The following is an 18,544-nucleotide window of genomic DNA, read 5'->3' on the forward strand; positions in this document are numbered from 1 at the left end:
TTCCTTTTTTCATTTCTCTTTTAATATATATCCAATACCACGAACAGTTTGAATATCTTTCTGATAACCGAATGGCTCTAATTTTTTACGTAAATGATGCACATACACTTCTACAATTGCTACTGTCGTATCTGAATCAAATCCCCAAACACGATCGAAAATTTGTTCACGCATTAAAATCTTTCCGCTATTTTGAATGAGATACTCTAAAAGCTCATATTGTTTTAATGTCAACTTAATATCTTGTCCCTCTACTTGAACATCTTTATCTTTTCCAAACAATTCAATTCCTTTATATCGAATTGTCTGCTTTGTTGTTAAACTACCACTTCTGCGTAATAAAGCACGAATTCTCGCCTTTAGTTCTGGTGCTTGAAACGGCTTTACGATATAGTCGTCTCCGCCAAAATCCAATCCTTTCACTCGATCTTCTAAAGAATCTCTCGCTGTTAAAAACAGGACTGGCGTTTCAATTCTTTCATCACGTATTTTTTGAATTACTTCAAACCCGTCCATTCCTGGCATCATCACATCAAGTAAAATTGCATCATAAATGTTTTGCATTGCCAAAAACAATCCATCTTCTCCATTTAACGCTGTATCTACTTCAAATTCATCACGCAAAATTTGTACGATAGACTCTAATAACGAAGCATTATCTTCTACTACAAGTAAGCGCATATTCTCACCTTCCATACTATAGTTCAATTCTATTTATTATTACATTTCTGCTCTTCATAACGAAAGAATGTAATCCTATTATGTAATTTCATTTTCAACTATTTCCTTCTAAGTTTTTGCTAGATATAAAATTTTGAGCCTTTATTATAAAAACTCTTTCTTAAATTTTGCTTAATAAAAAATTGAAAGAAATAAGATTCCCCTTATCTCTTTCAATTTTTTACTACGTACACCTTTTTACTCGGCAACTCCAAACAATTTAATTGACCGCCATACACAGCCCCGCCATCAATTCCAATAATACGATTACTACCAAAATATACTCCGCAATTCTCACTACCATGAAGCGTTTTTGTTTCCGTATGGCCAAATACAACAACCTTTTCACCACTATATCCACTATGAAATTCATTACGGATCCACATTAACGTATATGGTTCAGATTCAGAAACTCGTTTCATTGGCTCAACACCAGCATGTACAAATATATACTCTTCTGTTTCAATGTAATGATCTAATTCTTGAATAAATTTTACATGTTCCTCTAATACGTGAGATTGTAAAATTGGCTTTTGGAAGTCCCCTTCATTAACTGCAATATCTTCTTCTACAAATCCATAGCTATATAACGTTTTATCTCCACCATTTCTTTTTACCCAATGGTTCCATGAGCGTTCCTCATCTGTCGTTAGCGCTTTAATCATCATATCTTCATGATTTCCCTTTAAAACGAATGCTCCTTCTTCTTTTAGCTCTTTCACCTTTTCAAGTACAGCACGTGCATTCGGACCACGATCCACATAATCCCCTAATAGAATTAATTGATCTTGTTTTGCGTTGTATTGTATTTCCTCAAGTAACTTTTTAAATTTATCAATCTCTCCATGAATATCACTAATGACAAGTATCCTATTCATTTTTCTCCTTCTTTCTAAATAAAGTTATTTCTAATTATAACTTTATTTAAAGGAATTTTCTGAACTCAACTACTAGAAAGTATTATTATTACAAATGCAGCTAATTTCCTTACAACACTGTAAGTCTCTTGTCATTCAATTCGATAGTTGTAATTACTATATTTCCTTATACTAAAAGTAAGAAATGAAACAAAAAACAAGGAGAGATGAGATATGAAAAAAGTGATGGAAGTTGTAGTAGCGGTGGTAGAGGTTTTCGTAAATGGTAAGCAAGTTGCAATGGAGTTAAATAAATAATGAAAAGGACAATATTCATTCTAGACCCTTTACTCATATAAAAAAGATAAGAATTCATCATTTCTTTGATCCCTTATCTCCCTATAAAGAAAGCCGTATCCCTTTAGGATACGGCTTTCTTTTATTTTTGGCTCGTACGAGCTGAAATGCTAATCGCTCTATCTGTTGCTTTTGCAGCTTCATCCAACGCTTCTTTACTATTCTTTCCGTCATACATTGCTTCTAATGCTTTTACAACTGCATCTCGTGATTCTGGGAATACACTAATTAATGCACCTTGAGTTGCTGGAGATTGCTTCGTCGCTTGTAATTGTTCTACTGTTACTTTTAACTGTGGATATTTTTCATATTGCTCTTTTACTAACGATTCATTATATGCATCTGGATTAATTGAGAAATATCCTGTTGCAGTATGCCATTTTGCTTGTACGTCTGGCTTCGTTAAATATTTCATAAAGTCCCATGTACCTTGCTGCGTTTCTTCTGAAACCATATTCGTCATCCATAATGATGCACCGCCAATAACAACACCATTTCGCTTTGAATCTTCTGGATACGGAATATACGAAACACCTACATTAAACTTAGATGCATCAATTAAATCACGAACACCTGCTGAAGAATCTAAATACATAGCAACTTGTCCAGATTGGAACGCGGCACGAATATCATCCCAACTTGCTCCATACTTTCCTAGTGCACCAGCTTTATTCAATTCATCTAACATTCCAAATACTTTCTGTCCTTCTTTACCGTTAAATACCGCTTTCTTTGCAGCATCTTTACGGCCATTTTCATTATCTACATATAAAGCCCCTTGTGTCGCTAACAATTCTTCAAAGAACCAACCATAATTGAGCATAGAAAATCCATATTGTTTTACATTTCCGCCTTCTTTAATCGTTAACTTTTTCGCGGCTTCTTTTAATTCAGCATATGTTTGTGGAGCTTTCTCTGGATCTAACCCAGCCTTTGCAAAAGCATCTTTATTATAAATTAATACTGGCGTAGATGAATTAAATGGCATAGAATACATTTTTCCATCAACTGAATAATAATTTGTAATTGCTTTTTCTAATTTTGATGTATCGTACTTATCTTTTTTAATCCAACTATCGATAGGCGTAATCTTTTTGCTATCAATCATATATTTCGTTGTAATTTCACTCGATTGAACAAGAGCTGGAGCTTCTTTCGTAGCAGACATCGTTTTAAACTTCGTTAAAGACTCTTCGTATGTTCCTTGAAACTCTGCCTTTATCTCGTACTTATTCTGCGATTTATTATAGTCTGCAACAAGCCCATCTAGTACACCTTGTGTTTTTCCACCCATCGCATGCCAAAAACGAATTACAGTTTTATCACCATTTTTTTCAACTGGTGCTACTTTTGCCTGCGCTTCAGGTTTCCCCTCTGTTTTACTATTTGAACAAGCAGCCCCAGTTAATGCCATTGTGGCTGCCATTAAAAGAGCAGCACTTTTTTTCAATAAACTCATCTCAATCCCACCTTTTCCTATGTATGCTTATTTAATTGCACCTTTTGTTAATCCTTGTTGTAATTGCTTTTGCCCTAAAAATAGTAAAATCAACGTTGGAATGACGATAACCGTAACACCGGCCATTACGCTTCCCCAATCAGTCGCAACTTCTTGAGATTGAAGTTGCTTCACACCAATTTGAACTGTTCTGACTTTTTCATCAGTGGTCACTAAGAGCGGCCACAAGTACATATTCCATGTTGTTAAAAAGCTATATACTCCAAGCGTAATAAAACTCGTTTTGCAATACGGAATTACAACACTGAATAAAAACCTTACATTTCCAATCCCTTCAATAAAAGCAGCTTCTTTCAATTCATTCGGAAGCGTCATAAAATGTTGGCGTAGTAAGAAAATACCGAAAGCTGTTGCAAAAAATGGCACTGTCATCCCAGCAAAGCTATTGATCCAACCAAAGTTTTGAATCGTTAAAAAGTTCGGTACCATCGTTGCTTCCCACGGAATAAGCATCGTTGAAATAAACAAGAAGAAAATTACGTTTCTCCCTTTAAACTGAAGAAAAACAAAAGCATAAGCTGCTAAACTGGATACGATAAGTTGTCCAATCATAACAATCGTCGATACAATTAAACTGTTGTACAAGTATGTAAAAAGCGGTACTTTTTGAAAGATATTCATAAAATTATCGAAAGTAAATTGGGTCGGAAATAACCTTCTCATTTGAATATCATCTGGTGTCATAAAGCTTATTAAAAACGCATAGAGTACAGGAAAAAACACCATTACTGCACTAATAATGAGCAGCATGTATAATAGGAAATTTTGTTTCCACTGTTTAACGATCATTTATAATGCACCTTTCTCTCAGCAAACTTAAATTGAAGTAATGTAGCAATAAAAATGAAAACAAATAATACCATCGCTTGTGCACTTGCTGTTCCAAATTGATGATTCACAAATGCCTCTTTATAAATCGAATACACAATTAAATTCGTTGCATCATTCGGTCCACCGTGCGTTAAAATATCAATTTGTCCAAAGCTCTGGAATGCACTAATTAACGTTACTGTCACGATAAAGAATAAAGTTGGTGATAGCATCGGTAATGTAACGCGGCGAAGCTTATATAAATAACTAGCACCATCTATAGATGCACTCTCATATAAAGACGTATCAATATTTTGCAAACCACCTAATATAACTAAAAATGCAAATCCTGTATTCACCCAAACCGTTGTAACCGATACAGAAAACAGTGCCCAGTCCGGACTCGTTAACCATGCGATTGCCGGAAGATTCATAGCGGCTAATATATTATTAAATAACCCTACACTTGGATGAAATAAAAATAGCCAAATCACTGCGCTAGCAGCTACTGATATTCCCATCGTTGAAGAAAAGAGAACACGGAACAATCCAATACCTCTTACTTTTTCATTTGCAATTAATGCAAGAAATAAGGCGAATACAATACTAGTAGGCACTGTATATAAAACAAATAATAAAGTTGACTTTATACTTTTGTAGAAAGCAGGATCAGAAAATAAATATTGATAATTTTCTAAGCCAACGAAAAGATTGGCTTCTCCGTGTATATCTGTTAAATAAAAGCTATAGTAAATCGTCCTAAACAATGGATAGAAAAGAAAAATTGAAAATAACAAAATAGATGGAGCCAAAAACAATAATCCTATTCTTAAATCTTTCGTTCTGCCCCATAAACTCTTCTTTTTTGACACTGCTGTTTGAACTGGTAACTTCCCTACTTCAATCATTATTTCGCCACCACTTTCAACTCTTCTTCAGCCACCACTTTTAATCGTTCATTCTTATTTTGGTGAAAGAAACATAGTTTTTCTTGCGAGAATAATAATTTTACTTTGTCACCTTTGTTCAGGATTAACTGTCCGATAACTTTCGCACTCCAAGTTGTTCCATTTACCGCAAAGTTTAATATAGACTCATTCCCTAATACTTCTACAGATTGCAGCGTAACTTCTTGTCCTGCCTCAGACAATGCAATATGCTCAGGACGCATACCTATTCGAATTGTCCCTGCTGGTAATTGCTTTAACTGTCCAATAGATAATGGAATTTGCAATTGCCCTATATGTAATACGCCTTTTTCTTTATCCACTTCTCCATCATTTATATTCATAGAAGGAGAACCTATAAAACTTGCAACAAATTCGTTTGCTGGTTCGTTGTATATATCAAGAGGTGTTCCAACTTGTTGTATACTTCCTTTATTCAAGACCATGATACGATCTCCCATAGTCATCGCTTCTATTTGATCGTGAGTAACGTAAATCATCGTAATTCCGAGTCGTTGCTGAATTTCTCTAATTTCAATCCTCATTTGCGCACGTAATTTCGCATCTAAATTCGAAAGTGGTTCATCCATTAAACAAATCGGTGCTTGACTCACGATCGCCCTGGCAAGCGCAACACGCTGTCTTTGTCCGCCTGATAATTGGCCCGGTTTCATTTTCACATACTCTTTCAGCCCTACCATTTCAATAGCTTCCATTAATCGCTTTTGTCGCTCTTCTTTTTGTACCTTCCTTACCTTAAGTCCAAATAAAATATTTTCTTCTACAGTTAGGTGTGGATATAGTGCATAATTTTGAAATACCATTGATAGATTACGGTCTTTCGGCTCTAAATCATTTGCAACACGTTCATTAATCATTAAATCTCCCGAAGAGATTTCTTCTAAGCCAGCAATCATTCGTAGTAATGTACTTTTTCCACATCCCGAAGGTCCAACTAAAACGAAAAATTCTCCCTTCTTAATATGAACCGATACGTCTTTAACCGCTGTCTCTTCCGCATTTTTATATACCTTTGAAACATCTTTCAATTCGATCACAAGGTTGCACCCCTTTTTTCTTCTTGTATCCATACTTCATAATGACTCGTTGAAATCGCACTTGCTCCCGCACGAATGGCAGTTTCCGCATCTTCCCGCGTTTGAATCAATCCACCTGCAATAATGGGAAACTCTATTTTCTCTGCTAGCTGTTTAATAATAGAAGGCATAATTCCAGGCATAATCTCTACCGCATTTGGTTTAGTCGTTTTACAATTTTCAACTGATTTTGTAAGAGATAAAGTATCGACAATAAAAATTCGTTGAATCGTTTTTAATCCAATTTTATTGGCATTTCGAATTGTCGAACCTTTTGTTGAAATAATACCTTGTGCTCCGATAACATCTTGAATATACAAAAGGGCTTCCTCTGTGTTCGTATTTAAGCCTTGTATAAAATCACAATGAAGAAATACATCATGTCCATGTTTCTGTAATTCGTATACACGCTCTGGTAACTCCAGCATTGAACCAGTCATAAGAAAAACTGTTTTCGGTAATTTTTTGTATGCTTTATACCCTTTCCAATCCTTTATCATCGCGATATGAGGTTCTTTAAACATTTATTCCACCTAGCTTTTCTATTTTTATCCAAACTAAAAACACCTACTTACATAGAACACCCTTCTCCTTATTTGAACTCTAGGGAATAGAGCACACCTAAGAAAGTGGCACGTTATATGTAAGCGGGTGTTCTCAAATGTTCTCTACCCTAGTTATTTTGTTACCTTTACTATATTACGCATTTATTAAGTCAGTTTAGATAAATTGTTAATTAGGTGTTAATCGAATGTTAATATTCACCATATTGTTTTTTACAATAATCCAGATATACGAATAAACTCTAACAGAACACAACAATATTTACATTTCAATCAATATGTAAATTCATTCCATAGTTAATAAGTTTTAGTTTTCTCGCCACTGCTTGTGAAGCACAATTATCCCAAGAGGTACTATAAAGCGGAATACGTTTTTCTTCTTTTATTGACATTGCCCAAGCTTTAACGACATCAGCACCATATCCCTTTCCCTGGAAGCCCTCTACAGTTTCCACACTTGCCTCAGCAGCTATAGGCGTACTTCTTGCACTGCAGCATATAGAAACGACTTGTTCATTTTCAACAATTGCAAAATAAGGTTGCCTCCATTCCATCTGTTCTATTAGATTAGGAAAATTTTCTCGCATGAGCTCTTTATTCTTCTCTGTTATTTGTATCACCCTAGTCGGCTCATTTGAATTATTTGGAAACATGTAAGCAGGACCCATCCAAATATTCTCTACCGTTCTCTCTTCATTTAATACTTTCATGATCTTTGCTATCTCTATGTGATTTGAACGTTCTCGAATTAATTTCTCAATCTTACTTATTATTTCACCATCCAAATTACAATGATATCTCGTTATATTCCCTTCACGAGTTTTGCTAAGAAAAAAACGTGGTGCTTTCGGATTTCCCTGTTCATTTACACTCTTTATTCTTCCCACTTGATTATGAACAAATAAAACCTCTGCCTGAATTACTATTAACTCAAGTTCTGAAAATCGCATTTATGCCCTCCTTCATTACCCTGTGTAGCCTCCATATACCATCCATTCATACTCTATTTTCTGATGTTCAAAACAAAAATCCCATTTAAATACACATTACTGAATCAATCATACTAAAATGACTTCTTCATTCTGTCTATCTAAATGGGATTATTTCGTACTCTTTATGTCTTTTTCTTATTATTCCACCGGTTGTGGTTGCGGCTGCACTACTTCATTCGCACCAGCTATTCTCAACACATTCGCAATATCTTTAAAACCTCTTTTTTCAGCATATTGCAGCGGCGTAATATTTTCCTTATTGGCTATATTTACATCTGCCCCGTGGTCAATAAGCATTTGAATTACTTTCTTATGGCTTTCACTACCATTTCCCAATACAATTGCTTCTATTAAAGCTGTACCACCACGTTCATTTTTATAATTCACATCAATATCTGTATGCTCTAATAATTCTTTAACAACCTCTACATGACCACGCTCAGATGCAGAAATGAGTGCTGTGCCACCTGACTTAGTCGTTTCTTTCGTATTAACTCCTGCATTAATTAATACTTTTACAATATCCGTATACCCTTCTCTACTTGCATAAAGGAATGGATTGCTTTGTTTCTCATCTTTGACTTCAATATTTGCACCTGCACCAATTAATGCTTTAACTGTCTCTACATGATTTTGGTACGTTGCTGCAAGGATAGGCGTTTCTCGGTTGTCACCTTCTACGTTTATATTCGCTCCATCCTGAATCAACTTCATAGCTGTCTCTGTGTCTCCAAGAGTCGCTGAAAGTAACAACTGTTTGTCCAGTAAATTTATACTTTTTTCTTCTTTAACTTCTTCTTGTTCTTTATGCTTTTCTTTTTTCTTTTCGTTTTTCACATGAACCGGTTTCGATTCTGGTTCCTCTTGCTTATCGCAAGCCACTACCGTCATTAAAAGTCCTAATAACATACATAATAAAATTTTTTGTTTTCTCACAACTACAGCTCCTATGAAAGATAATGTTTTCTTAACCATTCCTCCATCACATACAATAACTCTTCTTGAGTACATTTATCCATAAGCCCTTTATATTCCTTCTTTAATCGGATTATCTTAAGCTTATCCTATGTTTCTCAACCTATTGGAATGATACGCCTGATGGCCTCATCATTAACATTATGAAGCAATTAGTTTAGCACGTTTTAACCGCATTTGTATACATTTCTAAAAAGTACATAAATGATTGCTTTAGGTCACTATATTCCATTGTAACCGTTCTTCTAAAAATTTTACACCTTTTCTATATTTGCACCTGAGTAATACTAGAAAAAGACAACTATATAGTTGTCTTTTTCTAGTATTAATGATGCCCACCGTGATTCCCTGTTTTCGGTTTCCCCATCATTTCTTTATTCATTTCCCATTTATGCTCTGCTAGCTCTTTATACGAAAGAACCTTACCCTTATAGTTAGATACAAAGCTCTCTGCATCTTTTTTATTTTTAAATGAAATGACATTATAAGCCATTGGTGTCGTTATTGTTTTATCATATACGTAAGTAGCGTCTTCTAACGAAACCCAATCTTTCGAATCATAATCTCGAACAAATTTTTCTTTCGTCTTTTTGCCTGGATTAATCTCCATCCATTTATACATACAACCAATATCATCAAACTTTAACGCTTTTCCATTTTCTAAAATGATTTCTGTTGCAAATTGATTATCCGTTACCCCAATTTGGCAAATATCACACTTATCATGTTTCTCATCAATTGCCACAGCTGTTGTTCCCTTTTTCCCACACCCCACTATCGTAAATAAGAAACATAAACATATAGCAAGCACAACATACTTTATTCTCATCACTATTCCTCCCTAAAAACCGTATACTCCACAAGGAGAATATCAAAAACTTGTGTGGGATTTGTGAAAAAACAATGTGCTTTTTGTAATATAGAAAACAAAAAAGATGTGTAGCTATTTCTACACATCTTTCATCATTCACAGCCTGTAATTAATAAATCATCTTCTAACTTAACTAATAATGTATCTGTATTAATTTTCTGCCCAACTTCTACATTTACTAATCTTATATTTCCACTGATACCGACCGCGACTTTTTCAAGCTCACCATTATTTTTTCGGACCATCATTAATTTTTCCCACTCATATACATAAGAAGATTCATTAACAAAAATCTCTTCTATCTTCCCCTCATAAGAACTATAAACTTCTTCTATTCTCGTTTCCATTCAAAATCTACTCCCTACTTCGCACTTCACTATTTTCACCTTATTCTATCACTCTTGTTAGAAGTAAATTATATTTTTAAAAATTCAAAATTACCTTCGTGAACAATATGACCAAAATAAAAATTATGCTTCTAATGGTGTTATTTTTCAAATTATTTACCATTTGGATAGATGCTTTTATGATAAACAAAAAACATCGTTCTGAATTTTCGCTTTATTTTGAAAGCGCAATCATTTTTTTAGGGGGAGATCGGATGTTAGCTCTACTTGGATTTGCAATGGTATTTGTCTTTATGTTTTTAATCATGACGAAACGTATGTCAGCATTAGTAGCATTAATATTAATTCCAATTACTTTCGCATTAATTGGCGGATTTTATGCAGACATGGGTCCTATGATGTTAGAGGGCATTCAAAAATTAGCACCTACCGGTATTATGCTTATGTTTGCCATTTTATATTTTGGAATTATGATTGATAGCGGTTTATTCGATCCTGTCATTAGTAAAATATTAAAATTTGTAAAAGGGGATCCTTTAAAAATTGTTGTTGGTACAGCCATTCTTACTATTATTGTTTCATTAGATGGGGACGGAACAACAACGTATATGATTACTGTTTCCGCAATGTACCCATTATATAAACGTCTCGGAATGAATCCACTTATATTAGCTGGGGTTGTTATGTTAGGGGCAGGTGTGACAAATCTTACACCTTGGGGTGGACCAACTGCTCGAGTTATGAGTGCACTTGGACTAGATGCATCAGAGCTCTTTACACCACTTATACCAGGAATGATTGCTGGTGCAATTTGGGTAGTTTTCGTTGCCTACTATCTTGGAAAAAAAGAAAGAAAACGTTTAGGCATTATGGATGTGCAATATTTAAAACAAATGCAAACAATGGATGAGCAAGCTGCCACAGTAGAAGCTGCCGTGCATAAACGCCCTAAACTTCTATGGATTAACTTTTTATTGACCGCTACATTACTTGTCTGTCTCATACTAGAAGTTATGCCGTTACCTGTTCTCTTTACAGTTGCTTTCGCTATTGCTGTTATGATTAACTATCCAAACTTAGAACAACAAAAAGAACGTATTGCCTCTCATGCAGGAAACGTATTAGCTGTTGTTTCACTCGTATTTGCTGCTGGAATTTTCACTGGTATTTTATCTGGAACAAAAATGGTAGATGCAATGGCTCAAAGTGTAGTAACTCTTATACCAGATGCACTTGGACCACAGTTGCCAATTATTACAGCTCTTCTTAGTATGCCTTTCACATTTTTCATGTCCAATGATGCATTTTACTTCGGGGTATTACCTATTTTAACGAAGGCTGCTGCTACTTATGGAATTAGTGCAGCTGAAATGGGACGTGCTTCCTTACTCGGTCAACCCGTTCACTTATTAAGTCCTCTTGTCGCTTCCACTTATTTATTGGTCGGAATGGCTAAAGTTGATTTTGGTGAACATCAACGCTTCACTTTATTGTGGGCCGTTGGAACGACAATGGTGATGTTGATTACTGGAATTGTAATTGGGATTATTCCAATATAAGACGCAAAAAACAGTAGAAGAAATAAATCCTCTACTGTTTTTTTTATGAAGAAACGAGAAAATACCTTCTCTCTGGTCTCCCTACACTTCCATATATAAGCTCTGCATGTACTTTCTTCCCAGATATTAAATACTCTAAATAGCGTCTCGCTGTTGATCGACTTACTCCAACCATCGAGCTTAACACTTCTGCGGTAATTCCTTCTTCATTAACTGTTAACATATGCTTTTTTATTTTCGCTAAAGTTAAAGGATCTATTCCTTTTGGAGCATATTCAACTGTATTTCCCTTCACACCTCTTTGAGACCATAAGTGTTCAATTTGTTCTGTAGATAATTGATTGCTTTTCTTTAACTGCCTAATCTTTTTTTGATAACTTTCTAAACTCGCTTTAAAACGGTCAAACATAAGTGGTTTTACGATATAATCAGTTACTCCACCACGTAAAGCATGCCTAACTACATCTGTTTCCGATGCAGCTGTAATCATAATAATATCTGTATCATGCAAATTATGCCTAATATATGTGACAAGTTCTGTTCCTTGTATATCAGGTAAGTACACGTCTAATAAAACGAGTTGTGGCTTCACAAGCTCTAGCCATTCCTTCGCTTGTTCCCCAGTCGTTGCTGTTCCAATTACTTTAAATCCTTCAATTTTTTCAGTAAAACGCCGATGAATGTCCGCAATCCGAATATCATCTTCTACAATTAATACTTCAATCTCCTCACCCATTACAACTCGCCTCTCTCTTTCGGTAATGCAATAATGAACAACGCACCACCTAAATCCCCTTTTTCAATTGCAATGCTTCCATTTAAATCTTCTACTAACTCTTTCACTTTTGCTAATCCATATCCTCGCTTCTCTCCTTCTTTCGTTGAAAAGCCTTTATAAAATATGCTAGTAATTATTTCATCATGAATCCCTTGCCCCGAATCTTCCACTTCAATTAATATTTCTTCTCCGATATCTGTTACAAACATTCTAACTTTCTTATCATGCTCTTGATTTTTTTCAATTGCTTCAAATGCATTTGTAATTAAATTCCCTAAAATCGAAACGACATAATTACTCTCAATATGCGGACTTAATGTTTCTAAACTACTTTCTCGATCTAGTACAAAATCAATCTTCAACTCTCTTGCCCTATTATAAAATCCAATTAAAATTCCACCTAGCCATGGATTTTGAATTCGCTTCATAATAAATTGAACAAAATCTTGATATACCGCCGTCTCCTTATGAATGAGCTCTAGAGCATCTTCATATGACTCTAATTGGATAAGACCTGAAAGCGTATACAATAAATTATTGTATTCATGGGTTTGTGCTCGTAACGCCTCTGTATATTGCTTCGTCTGAGATAATTCTGCTGTTAACTGATCCATTTCAGATTTCAAACGTAAGCTCGATACGACGCCGGTTACTTTATTATTTACTTTAATAGGTAGACGATTAGCAATAACAGCCTGCCCTTTTATATTTAATTGACGATCAAACTGTTCTTCACCAGTTTGAAGTACATCTAGTATGGATGAATTAGGAATTATATTTAAAATAAATGATCCAATGATATTTTTTCGGTTGTCTAGTGAAAGAATATCGTAGGCTGCTTGATTGACTAAACTAATCATGCCCTTTTTATCAATTACGATAATCCCTTCTCGTACAGATTGAATCACAGTACTATGCTCTTCATATAAAGATGAAATTTCTTCTGGTTCCATCCCAAACATCATTCTTTTTATACTTGCAGCTAAATATATGGAACCGATTATCCCCATTAACAAACCAATTATTGTAATCCAAAATACACGCTTTCCATACACTTCTACCGCTCCATGAATATCATCCATTGAAAATCCAACAGATACTACACCAATAATTTTATTATCCTGATTACGGATTGGAACTTTTCCGCGTAAGGAAGGTCCTAGTGATCCCGTTGCTTTCGAAACGTAAGATTTCCCTTCTAATAGCACTCCTTTATTATCTCCACCAACCATTACTTCTCCTATTTTGTCTTTCTTGGGGTGTGCATAACGAATCCCTTCTTTATTTCCAACCACAATAAAATCAGCATCTGTATCAATTCGAATTTTTTCTGCAATCGGTTGAATAATAGAAGCTGGATTTTCTTTTTGAAAAGCTTCCGCGATTTCCGGTATAGCTGCAACTGTTTTCGCAACATGCAAAGCTCTTTTACCAATTTGCTCTTCTACTGTTTCAGATAATATGTAGTAAAACAAATAACTTGTTAACAAAAGCACAACAAGAATAAGTGTACTAATAGTTAATGTAATTCTCGGTTGTAGTTTTAATTTTTTAAATTTCAAAACCATTCCCCTAACATGGATAAAGATAGAATTTAAAGAAAATACAGTTTTTTTTCAATCGTTAAACTTAATCATAACACGGTTACTACACATTTCTTTATTTTTATCTCCATAAAAAAAGAAACGAAGTAAAATTACTACCTCGTTTCTTAATATTTTTTATTACACTTTAAACTTGCCAATCATCTCTTGCAATTCTTCTGCCATTTGTGATAAGTGAACTGCTGCTCCATTAATTTCATCTACTGAAGCTAATTGCTCTTCAGAAGAGCCAGCAATATTTTGAACACTTGCTGCATTTTCTTCAATCGTAGCTGCAATTTCATTAATAGATGCACTTACTTGTTTGGCATCTACCGTCATTTGTTTCGCTACTTCTACCATACTATCAATTTGCACAACTGTATCATTTGTAGATTTCAATATTTCAGCAAAGCTTTGCTTCGTTTCATTTGCAACTACAAGACCTGATTGTACTTCTGTTCCAACTTGATTCATAGAGCTTACCGTTTCTTTTATATCAAATTGAATCTCTTTCACTAGTTTTCCAATTTCCGTAGAAGACTGTCCTGATTGTTCAGCTAATTTTCGCACTTCATCCGCTACAATTGCAAATCCTCTTCCTTGCTCCCCAGCTCTTGCAGCCTCAATTGCAGCATTTAATGCTAATAAATTTGTCTGCTCTGCAATATGTTGAATCACTTCCAGAATTGCTCCGATTTGTTTCGACTTATCATCTAATAAAGCAATGACTTTATCTGAATTTGAAACTGACTCATGAATTAATTGCATTTGATTCACAGTTTGCTCAACTAACTTCCCACCATCTTCAGCTTTTTTCTTCGTATACATAGAAGCTGTTGATACTAATGAAGAACTATCAGCAACACGCTGAACTCCTTCTGTAACTTCTTCTAATAACGTCGCTCCTTCTTCAACTTCTCTCGTTTGTATTTCAGCCCCACTCGACACTTGCTCTATAGCTTGTGTAATTTGTTCTGTCGCTTCACTTGTCTGCTTCATGCTAGCTGTTAATTCTTCTGAAGATGCTGCTACATGACTTGCTGAAATATTTATATTGGAAATGACATTATGTAATGATGATGCCATCTCATTAAAACTTTCTCCTAACTGCCCGATTTCATCTTTAGAATGAACTGTAATAGATTCTGTTAAATCACCTTCACTAATTTTCCTAGATGATAGAACAAGTTGTTTTAACGGTTTAATAATAGAAGCAATTATGAAGTAAATTAAAACCCCCACCAATCATTAATGAAATCCCAATAACAGTTATCGTTTTATAGAAAATAGGTTCAGCCGCTTGAATAATTTCTTTTGAAGGCATTATCCCCGCTATTTTCCATCCAGTTTTCTTATTCGTTTTAAAAGTAATGTTACGATCTTCACCATCTAATGAATAATGAAAATCACCAGCTTCCTGTTTATAAAATTCCTTACTAAGTTTCTCTTCTAACTTCTCACCCGGCTTCAGTGTCGGGTGTGCGACTACATTTTTATCTTGATCAAATATCGCTACATAACCTTCCTTACCGATATTAACCATCTTGGAAGTAGTTACAATATTATTGATAATTAAGTCAATCCCAAGAACGCCACTTTTATCCTCATTTTGTTTTGCCAATGTGATAACCGTATTCCCTGTCGTTTTTGACTTATATGGAGCAGTTACAATCACTTCTCCGCTTTTTTCCACTGCCTCTTTATACCAATCTCTTTCTGTAGGATTATATCCTTCCGGCATTTGAATTGCCGGTGATTGAATAAATTGTCCATTGCTAGACCCAGTATAGATAGCTTCCATTTCCGGATGTAACTTATTATATTCTTCTAGTTTATTTTGGATATTTTGTATTTGATCCGCTTGGTAACTTGATTGTGTAAATAATTTCGTAAAATAAGTTGCATCTACTTTTTTACTATCCAATTCCTTATTAATTACATTATCCAAAATTTTTATATTATCTTTCGCCGAGTTTAAAATCGTTTCATTAAAATTTGTTTTCGCCTGCTGATAAGACGTCCAACCAATTACAATACTTGGAAGAATTAAAATGATAATAAATGACACAAGTAACTTTGTTTTTAAACTACTACTCCTTAACTTCCTTTGAAACATATTTCTACCCCTCCATACCGTTTTACATGCAATAAATTACAATTAATCCGTTTATAAAAATTTTAAGATATAAATAAATTGACGAGACTCTCTATTTCTCTTCTACCCATCTTTCTAAATTTAAAGGATTATTGCATACTTACTTCATTCTATAAAAATTAAATAATTAAAACAATGTATAAAAATGTATATTATTCGAAATATTATGATTCACAGAAGAACCTCTAGCACATGCTAGAGGCCCTGCCTACCTTACTATTCTTTATCTTTTTCTACTTCTTTTTTCTTATCTTCTACTACAGATACAACAGGTTTATCACTTGATAATTGTTGTACCGCTCCTTTTCCTGCAAATCCTTCTAATAGCTCTTTTAAGTCAATTCCAGAAGAAGCTTTTAACGTTTCTTGCATCGTTGCCATTAAATCAGTCGCATAGCCCGCAACTTTTCCGGCCCCGCTATTTTTACCACCGCCGCCTGTATCGACAACTGTGATTTTATCAATGTTACTAAGCGGACTTGCAAGTTCCTTCGCATAACTTGGAAGCATTTTAAGAACCATATCCATAATTGCCGCTTGACCATATAATTCAAATGCTTCTGCAATTTTTTGTTTCGCTTCTGCTTCTGCTAAACCTTTTAACCTAATAACATCTGCCTCTGCTGTACCTTGCGCTTTTTGTACTTCCGCTTTCGCTTGACCTTGTGCTTTTTCAATCTCCGCCTTCGCTAAACCTTCTACACGTACTTCTTCTGCACGTGCTCTCGCTTCTGCTTCAATCTTATATTGATCTGCATCTGCCTTTTTAATTTGTTTTACTTTTTCTGCTTCTGCTGATTGCTCAACAGCATAGCGATCTGCATCGGCTTTTTTCTTAACTTCTGCATCATATTGCTTTTCACGACGTGCAATCTCTTTTTCTTCTAACTCAATTTGCTTTTCACGCTCAATGATTTTAACGCGCATTTGCTCTTCTGTAACACCTTGTTGCGCTTTCGCTTGTTGTAATTCGTAAGAAAGATCCGCATCTGCACGAGCCTGCTCTTGTTCCCTCTTATAGGACTGTACTTTTAATTCTTTATGTTTTTCAGCTTCAGCGATTTGTGCATCACGTTGATATTCTGCTTCTTTTGCCTCTTTTTCAGCACGTGCTTTTTCAATACGTGCTTCTTTTTCACGCTCTGCGTTCGCAATTGTTGCATCACGCTTAACTGTCGCAATTTGCGGCTGACCAAGCGCATCTAAGTATCCATTTTTATCCATTATTTCTTTAATTGTGAAAGAAACAATGCGAAGTCCCATCTTCTTTAAATCTGTAGAAGCTACTTCATGCACCTTTTGAGCAAATTGCTCTCTATTACTATACGCATCTTCTACTGTCATAGAAGATAAGATAGCACGGAGATGCCCTTCTAAAACTTCTTTTGCTTCTATTTTTAACTCTTCCGTTTCTTTTCCTAAATATTGTTCAGCTGCTGTAGAAACTTCTTCAATTGTGGATCCTACTTTAATAATAGAAACACCATTTACTGTAATTGGTACACCTTGTTTCGTATACGTATCACGTGTACCAACTTCTAATTTGTAGTTTAATAGGCTTAAAGGCTCTGCTCTTTGCATAATTGGAACTACAAAAGTACCGCCACCGCGAATAATCTTAATCTTCTTTCCATCATCAGTGGTAACAACATTTTTCCCACCACCAAGCCAGTTCCCTGTAACAATTAACGCTTCATCTGGACCAACTGTTCGATACTTCGTAATGAATACTAAAATGAGTAGAATTAAAATTGCGAGTAAAACTCCACCGATAATTAATGGAATCGTCATGTAAATTCCCCCTTATAATTTTGGTTTCTTTAAAGAATAAGCGATGTTCTGTACAAGCAAAACACCATCTTGAACTCCCTCGATAATAACTTCAGTTCCTTGTGAAATATCTTTCTTTCCAATTGTTTTAGCTGGGATTGCATTACTTCCAAATTGGGAGGAGATTAATACTTCACCAAATCCTTCTGTAGGAATTGTCGTAATGACTTCTCCCTTGCAACCAATGAATTCATCCATACGTTGCACCGTATTTTGCTCTGCCTCTGCAATCGGTTTTAAAATTAATATTTTCATTATGAAAACACCGATAAAAGATATAGCAAATGAACCAGCGAAAATAATAGTACTATTAAAGGAAAATAAATATTCTCCTATATAACTAATTCCACATAACATAGCGAAGAAACTAAGTAGTAAGGTAACAACGGATACAGATCCGCCCCCAAAACTAAATATTGATTCAAATATATCTCCAAAGAAAATATAAATAACAGTGAGTATAGTAGCAATAATAAATCCATATAAATAAATTGTTTCAAGTGGATAACCAAACAAGAACATTTCTTATCCCCCTTTCTTAAACAATCTCTTTTTTGTTATGTGTATGCCTCACCTCTTTC

The 18,544-nt window shown here is 34.8% G+C and carries 16 protein-coding genes and 1 pseudogene; 1 reads left to right on the forward strand and 16 read right to left on the reverse strand.

Annotated elements, in window-relative coordinates:
- Positions 1-9: 9 nt before the first annotated feature.
- The 11 genes from ACS2MN_RS24545 to ACS2MN_RS24595 all read right to left on the reverse strand — a co-directional run bounded on the left by ACS2MN_RS24545 (position 10) and on the right by ACS2MN_RS24595 (position 10,055).
- A complete protein-coding gene (locus ACS2MN_RS24545; protein WP_001238627.1) occupies positions 10-681 on the reverse strand; it encodes a response regulator transcription factor in 672 nt (223 codons plus the stop codon).
- Positions 682-893: 212 nt separating this feature from the next.
- Positions 894-1,598: a metallophosphoesterase family protein gene (locus ACS2MN_RS24550; protein ID WP_001079919.1), complete on the reverse strand. Its 705-nt coding sequence runs from the start codon at positions 1,596-1,598 to the stop codon at positions 894-896.
- A 418-nt stretch (positions 1,599-2,016) separates the two neighbouring features.
- The gene (locus tag ACS2MN_RS24555) at positions 2,017-3,393 is read right to left on the reverse strand and encodes an ABC transporter substrate-binding protein (protein ID WP_098158230.1); all 1,377 of its coding nucleotides are present in this window, start codon (positions 3,391-3,393) and stop codon (positions 2,017-2,019) included.
- Positions 3,394-3,420: 27 nt separating this feature from the next.
- Complete coding sequence (locus tag ACS2MN_RS24560) at positions 3,421-4,242, reverse strand: carbohydrate ABC transporter permease (protein WP_000635952.1); 822 nt, start codon at positions 4,240-4,242, stop codon at positions 3,421-3,423.
- Entirely contained in the window at positions 4,239-5,171 is a 933-nt protein-coding gene (locus ACS2MN_RS24565) for a carbohydrate ABC transporter permease (protein WP_000573572.1), read from the reverse strand. The genes ACS2MN_RS24560 and ACS2MN_RS24565 overlap by 4 nt, the downstream gene beginning before the upstream one ends.
- Positions 5,171-6,268 (reverse strand): ABC transporter ATP-binding protein, encoded by a 1,098-nt coding sequence (locus ACS2MN_RS24570; RefSeq protein WP_142307021.1) that lies wholly within the window; start codon positions 6,266-6,268, stop codon positions 5,171-5,173. Before ACS2MN_RS24570 ends, ACS2MN_RS24565 begins: the two co-directional genes overlap by 1 nt.
- Positions 6,265-6,831 carry a glycerol-3-phosphate responsive antiterminator gene (locus ACS2MN_RS24575; protein ID WP_088055924.1) on the reverse strand — a complete coding sequence of 189 codons (567 nt, stop codon included), beginning with the start codon at positions 6,829-6,831 and terminating at the stop codon, positions 6,265-6,267. Before ACS2MN_RS24575 ends, ACS2MN_RS24570 begins: the two co-directional genes overlap by 4 nt.
- 308 nt (positions 6,832-7,139) lie before the next feature.
- Positions 7,140-7,820, reverse strand: coding sequence for a GNAT family N-acetyltransferase (locus ACS2MN_RS24580; protein ID WP_001212340.1), 681 nt, complete (start codon positions 7,818-7,820; stop codon positions 7,140-7,142).
- 180 nt (positions 7,821-8,000) lie between these two features.
- Positions 8,001-8,873 carry an ankyrin repeat domain-containing protein gene (locus ACS2MN_RS24585; RefSeq protein WP_438894782.1) on the reverse strand — a complete coding sequence of 291 codons (873 nt, stop codon included), beginning with the start codon at positions 8,871-8,873 and terminating at the stop codon, positions 8,001-8,003.
- 289 nt (positions 8,874-9,162) lie between these two features.
- The gene (locus tag ACS2MN_RS24590; protein WP_098139433.1) at positions 9,163-9,666 is read right to left on the reverse strand and encodes a nitrous oxide reductase accessory protein NosL; all 504 of its coding nucleotides are present in this window, start codon (positions 9,664-9,666) and stop codon (positions 9,163-9,165) included.
- 134 nt (positions 9,667-9,800) lie between these two features.
- Positions 9,801-10,055, reverse strand: coding sequence for a hypothetical protein (locus ACS2MN_RS24595; RefSeq protein WP_000450026.1), 255 nt, complete (start codon positions 10,053-10,055; stop codon positions 9,801-9,803).
- A 134-nt stretch (positions 10,056-10,189) separates the two neighbouring features.
- On the opposite strand from ACS2MN_RS24595, the gene ACS2MN_RS24600 reads away from it, so the two are divergent.
- Entirely contained in the window at positions 10,190-11,614 is a 1,425-nt protein-coding gene (locus ACS2MN_RS24600; protein ID WP_140154076.1) for a CitMHS family transporter, read from the forward strand.
- Positions 11,615-11,657: 43 nt separating this feature from the next.
- On the opposite strand, the gene ACS2MN_RS24605 is transcribed toward ACS2MN_RS24600, so the two are convergent.
- The 5 genes and pseudogenes from ACS2MN_RS24605 to ACS2MN_RS24625 all read right to left on the reverse strand — a co-directional run bounded on the left by ACS2MN_RS24605 (position 11,658) and on the right by ACS2MN_RS24625 (position 18,485).
- Complete coding sequence (locus tag ACS2MN_RS24605; RefSeq protein WP_000503458.1) at positions 11,658-12,350, reverse strand: response regulator; 693 nt, start codon at positions 12,348-12,350, stop codon at positions 11,658-11,660.
- Positions 12,350-13,954 (reverse strand): ATP-binding protein, encoded by a 1,605-nt coding sequence (locus ACS2MN_RS24610; RefSeq protein WP_000669467.1) that lies wholly within the window; start codon positions 13,952-13,954, stop codon positions 12,350-12,352. Before ACS2MN_RS24610 ends, ACS2MN_RS24605 begins: the two co-directional genes overlap by 1 nt.
- A 162-nt stretch (positions 13,955-14,116) precedes the next feature.
- A pseudogene (locus ACS2MN_RS24615) lies at positions 14,117-16,094 on the reverse strand (methyl-accepting chemotaxis protein).
- A gap of 255 nt (positions 16,095-16,349) precedes the next feature.
- Positions 16,350-17,924, reverse strand: a complete 1,575-nt coding sequence (locus tag ACS2MN_RS24620) for a flotillin family protein (protein ID WP_000155001.1) — start codon at positions 17,922-17,924, stop codon at positions 16,350-16,352.
- 12 nt (positions 17,925-17,936) lie between these two features.
- A complete protein-coding gene (locus ACS2MN_RS24625) occupies positions 17,937-18,485 on the reverse strand; it encodes an NfeD family protein (RefSeq protein ID WP_016107488.1) in 549 nt (182 codons plus the stop codon).
- Between the last annotated feature and the right edge of the window lie 59 nt (positions 18,486-18,544).

It is taken from the genome of Bacillus cereus group sp. BceL062, from assembly GCF_051780025.1.
In the GTDB taxonomy this organism is placed as follows: Bacteria; Bacillota; Bacilli; order Bacillales; family Bacillaceae_G; genus Bacillus_A; species Bacillus_A toyonensis.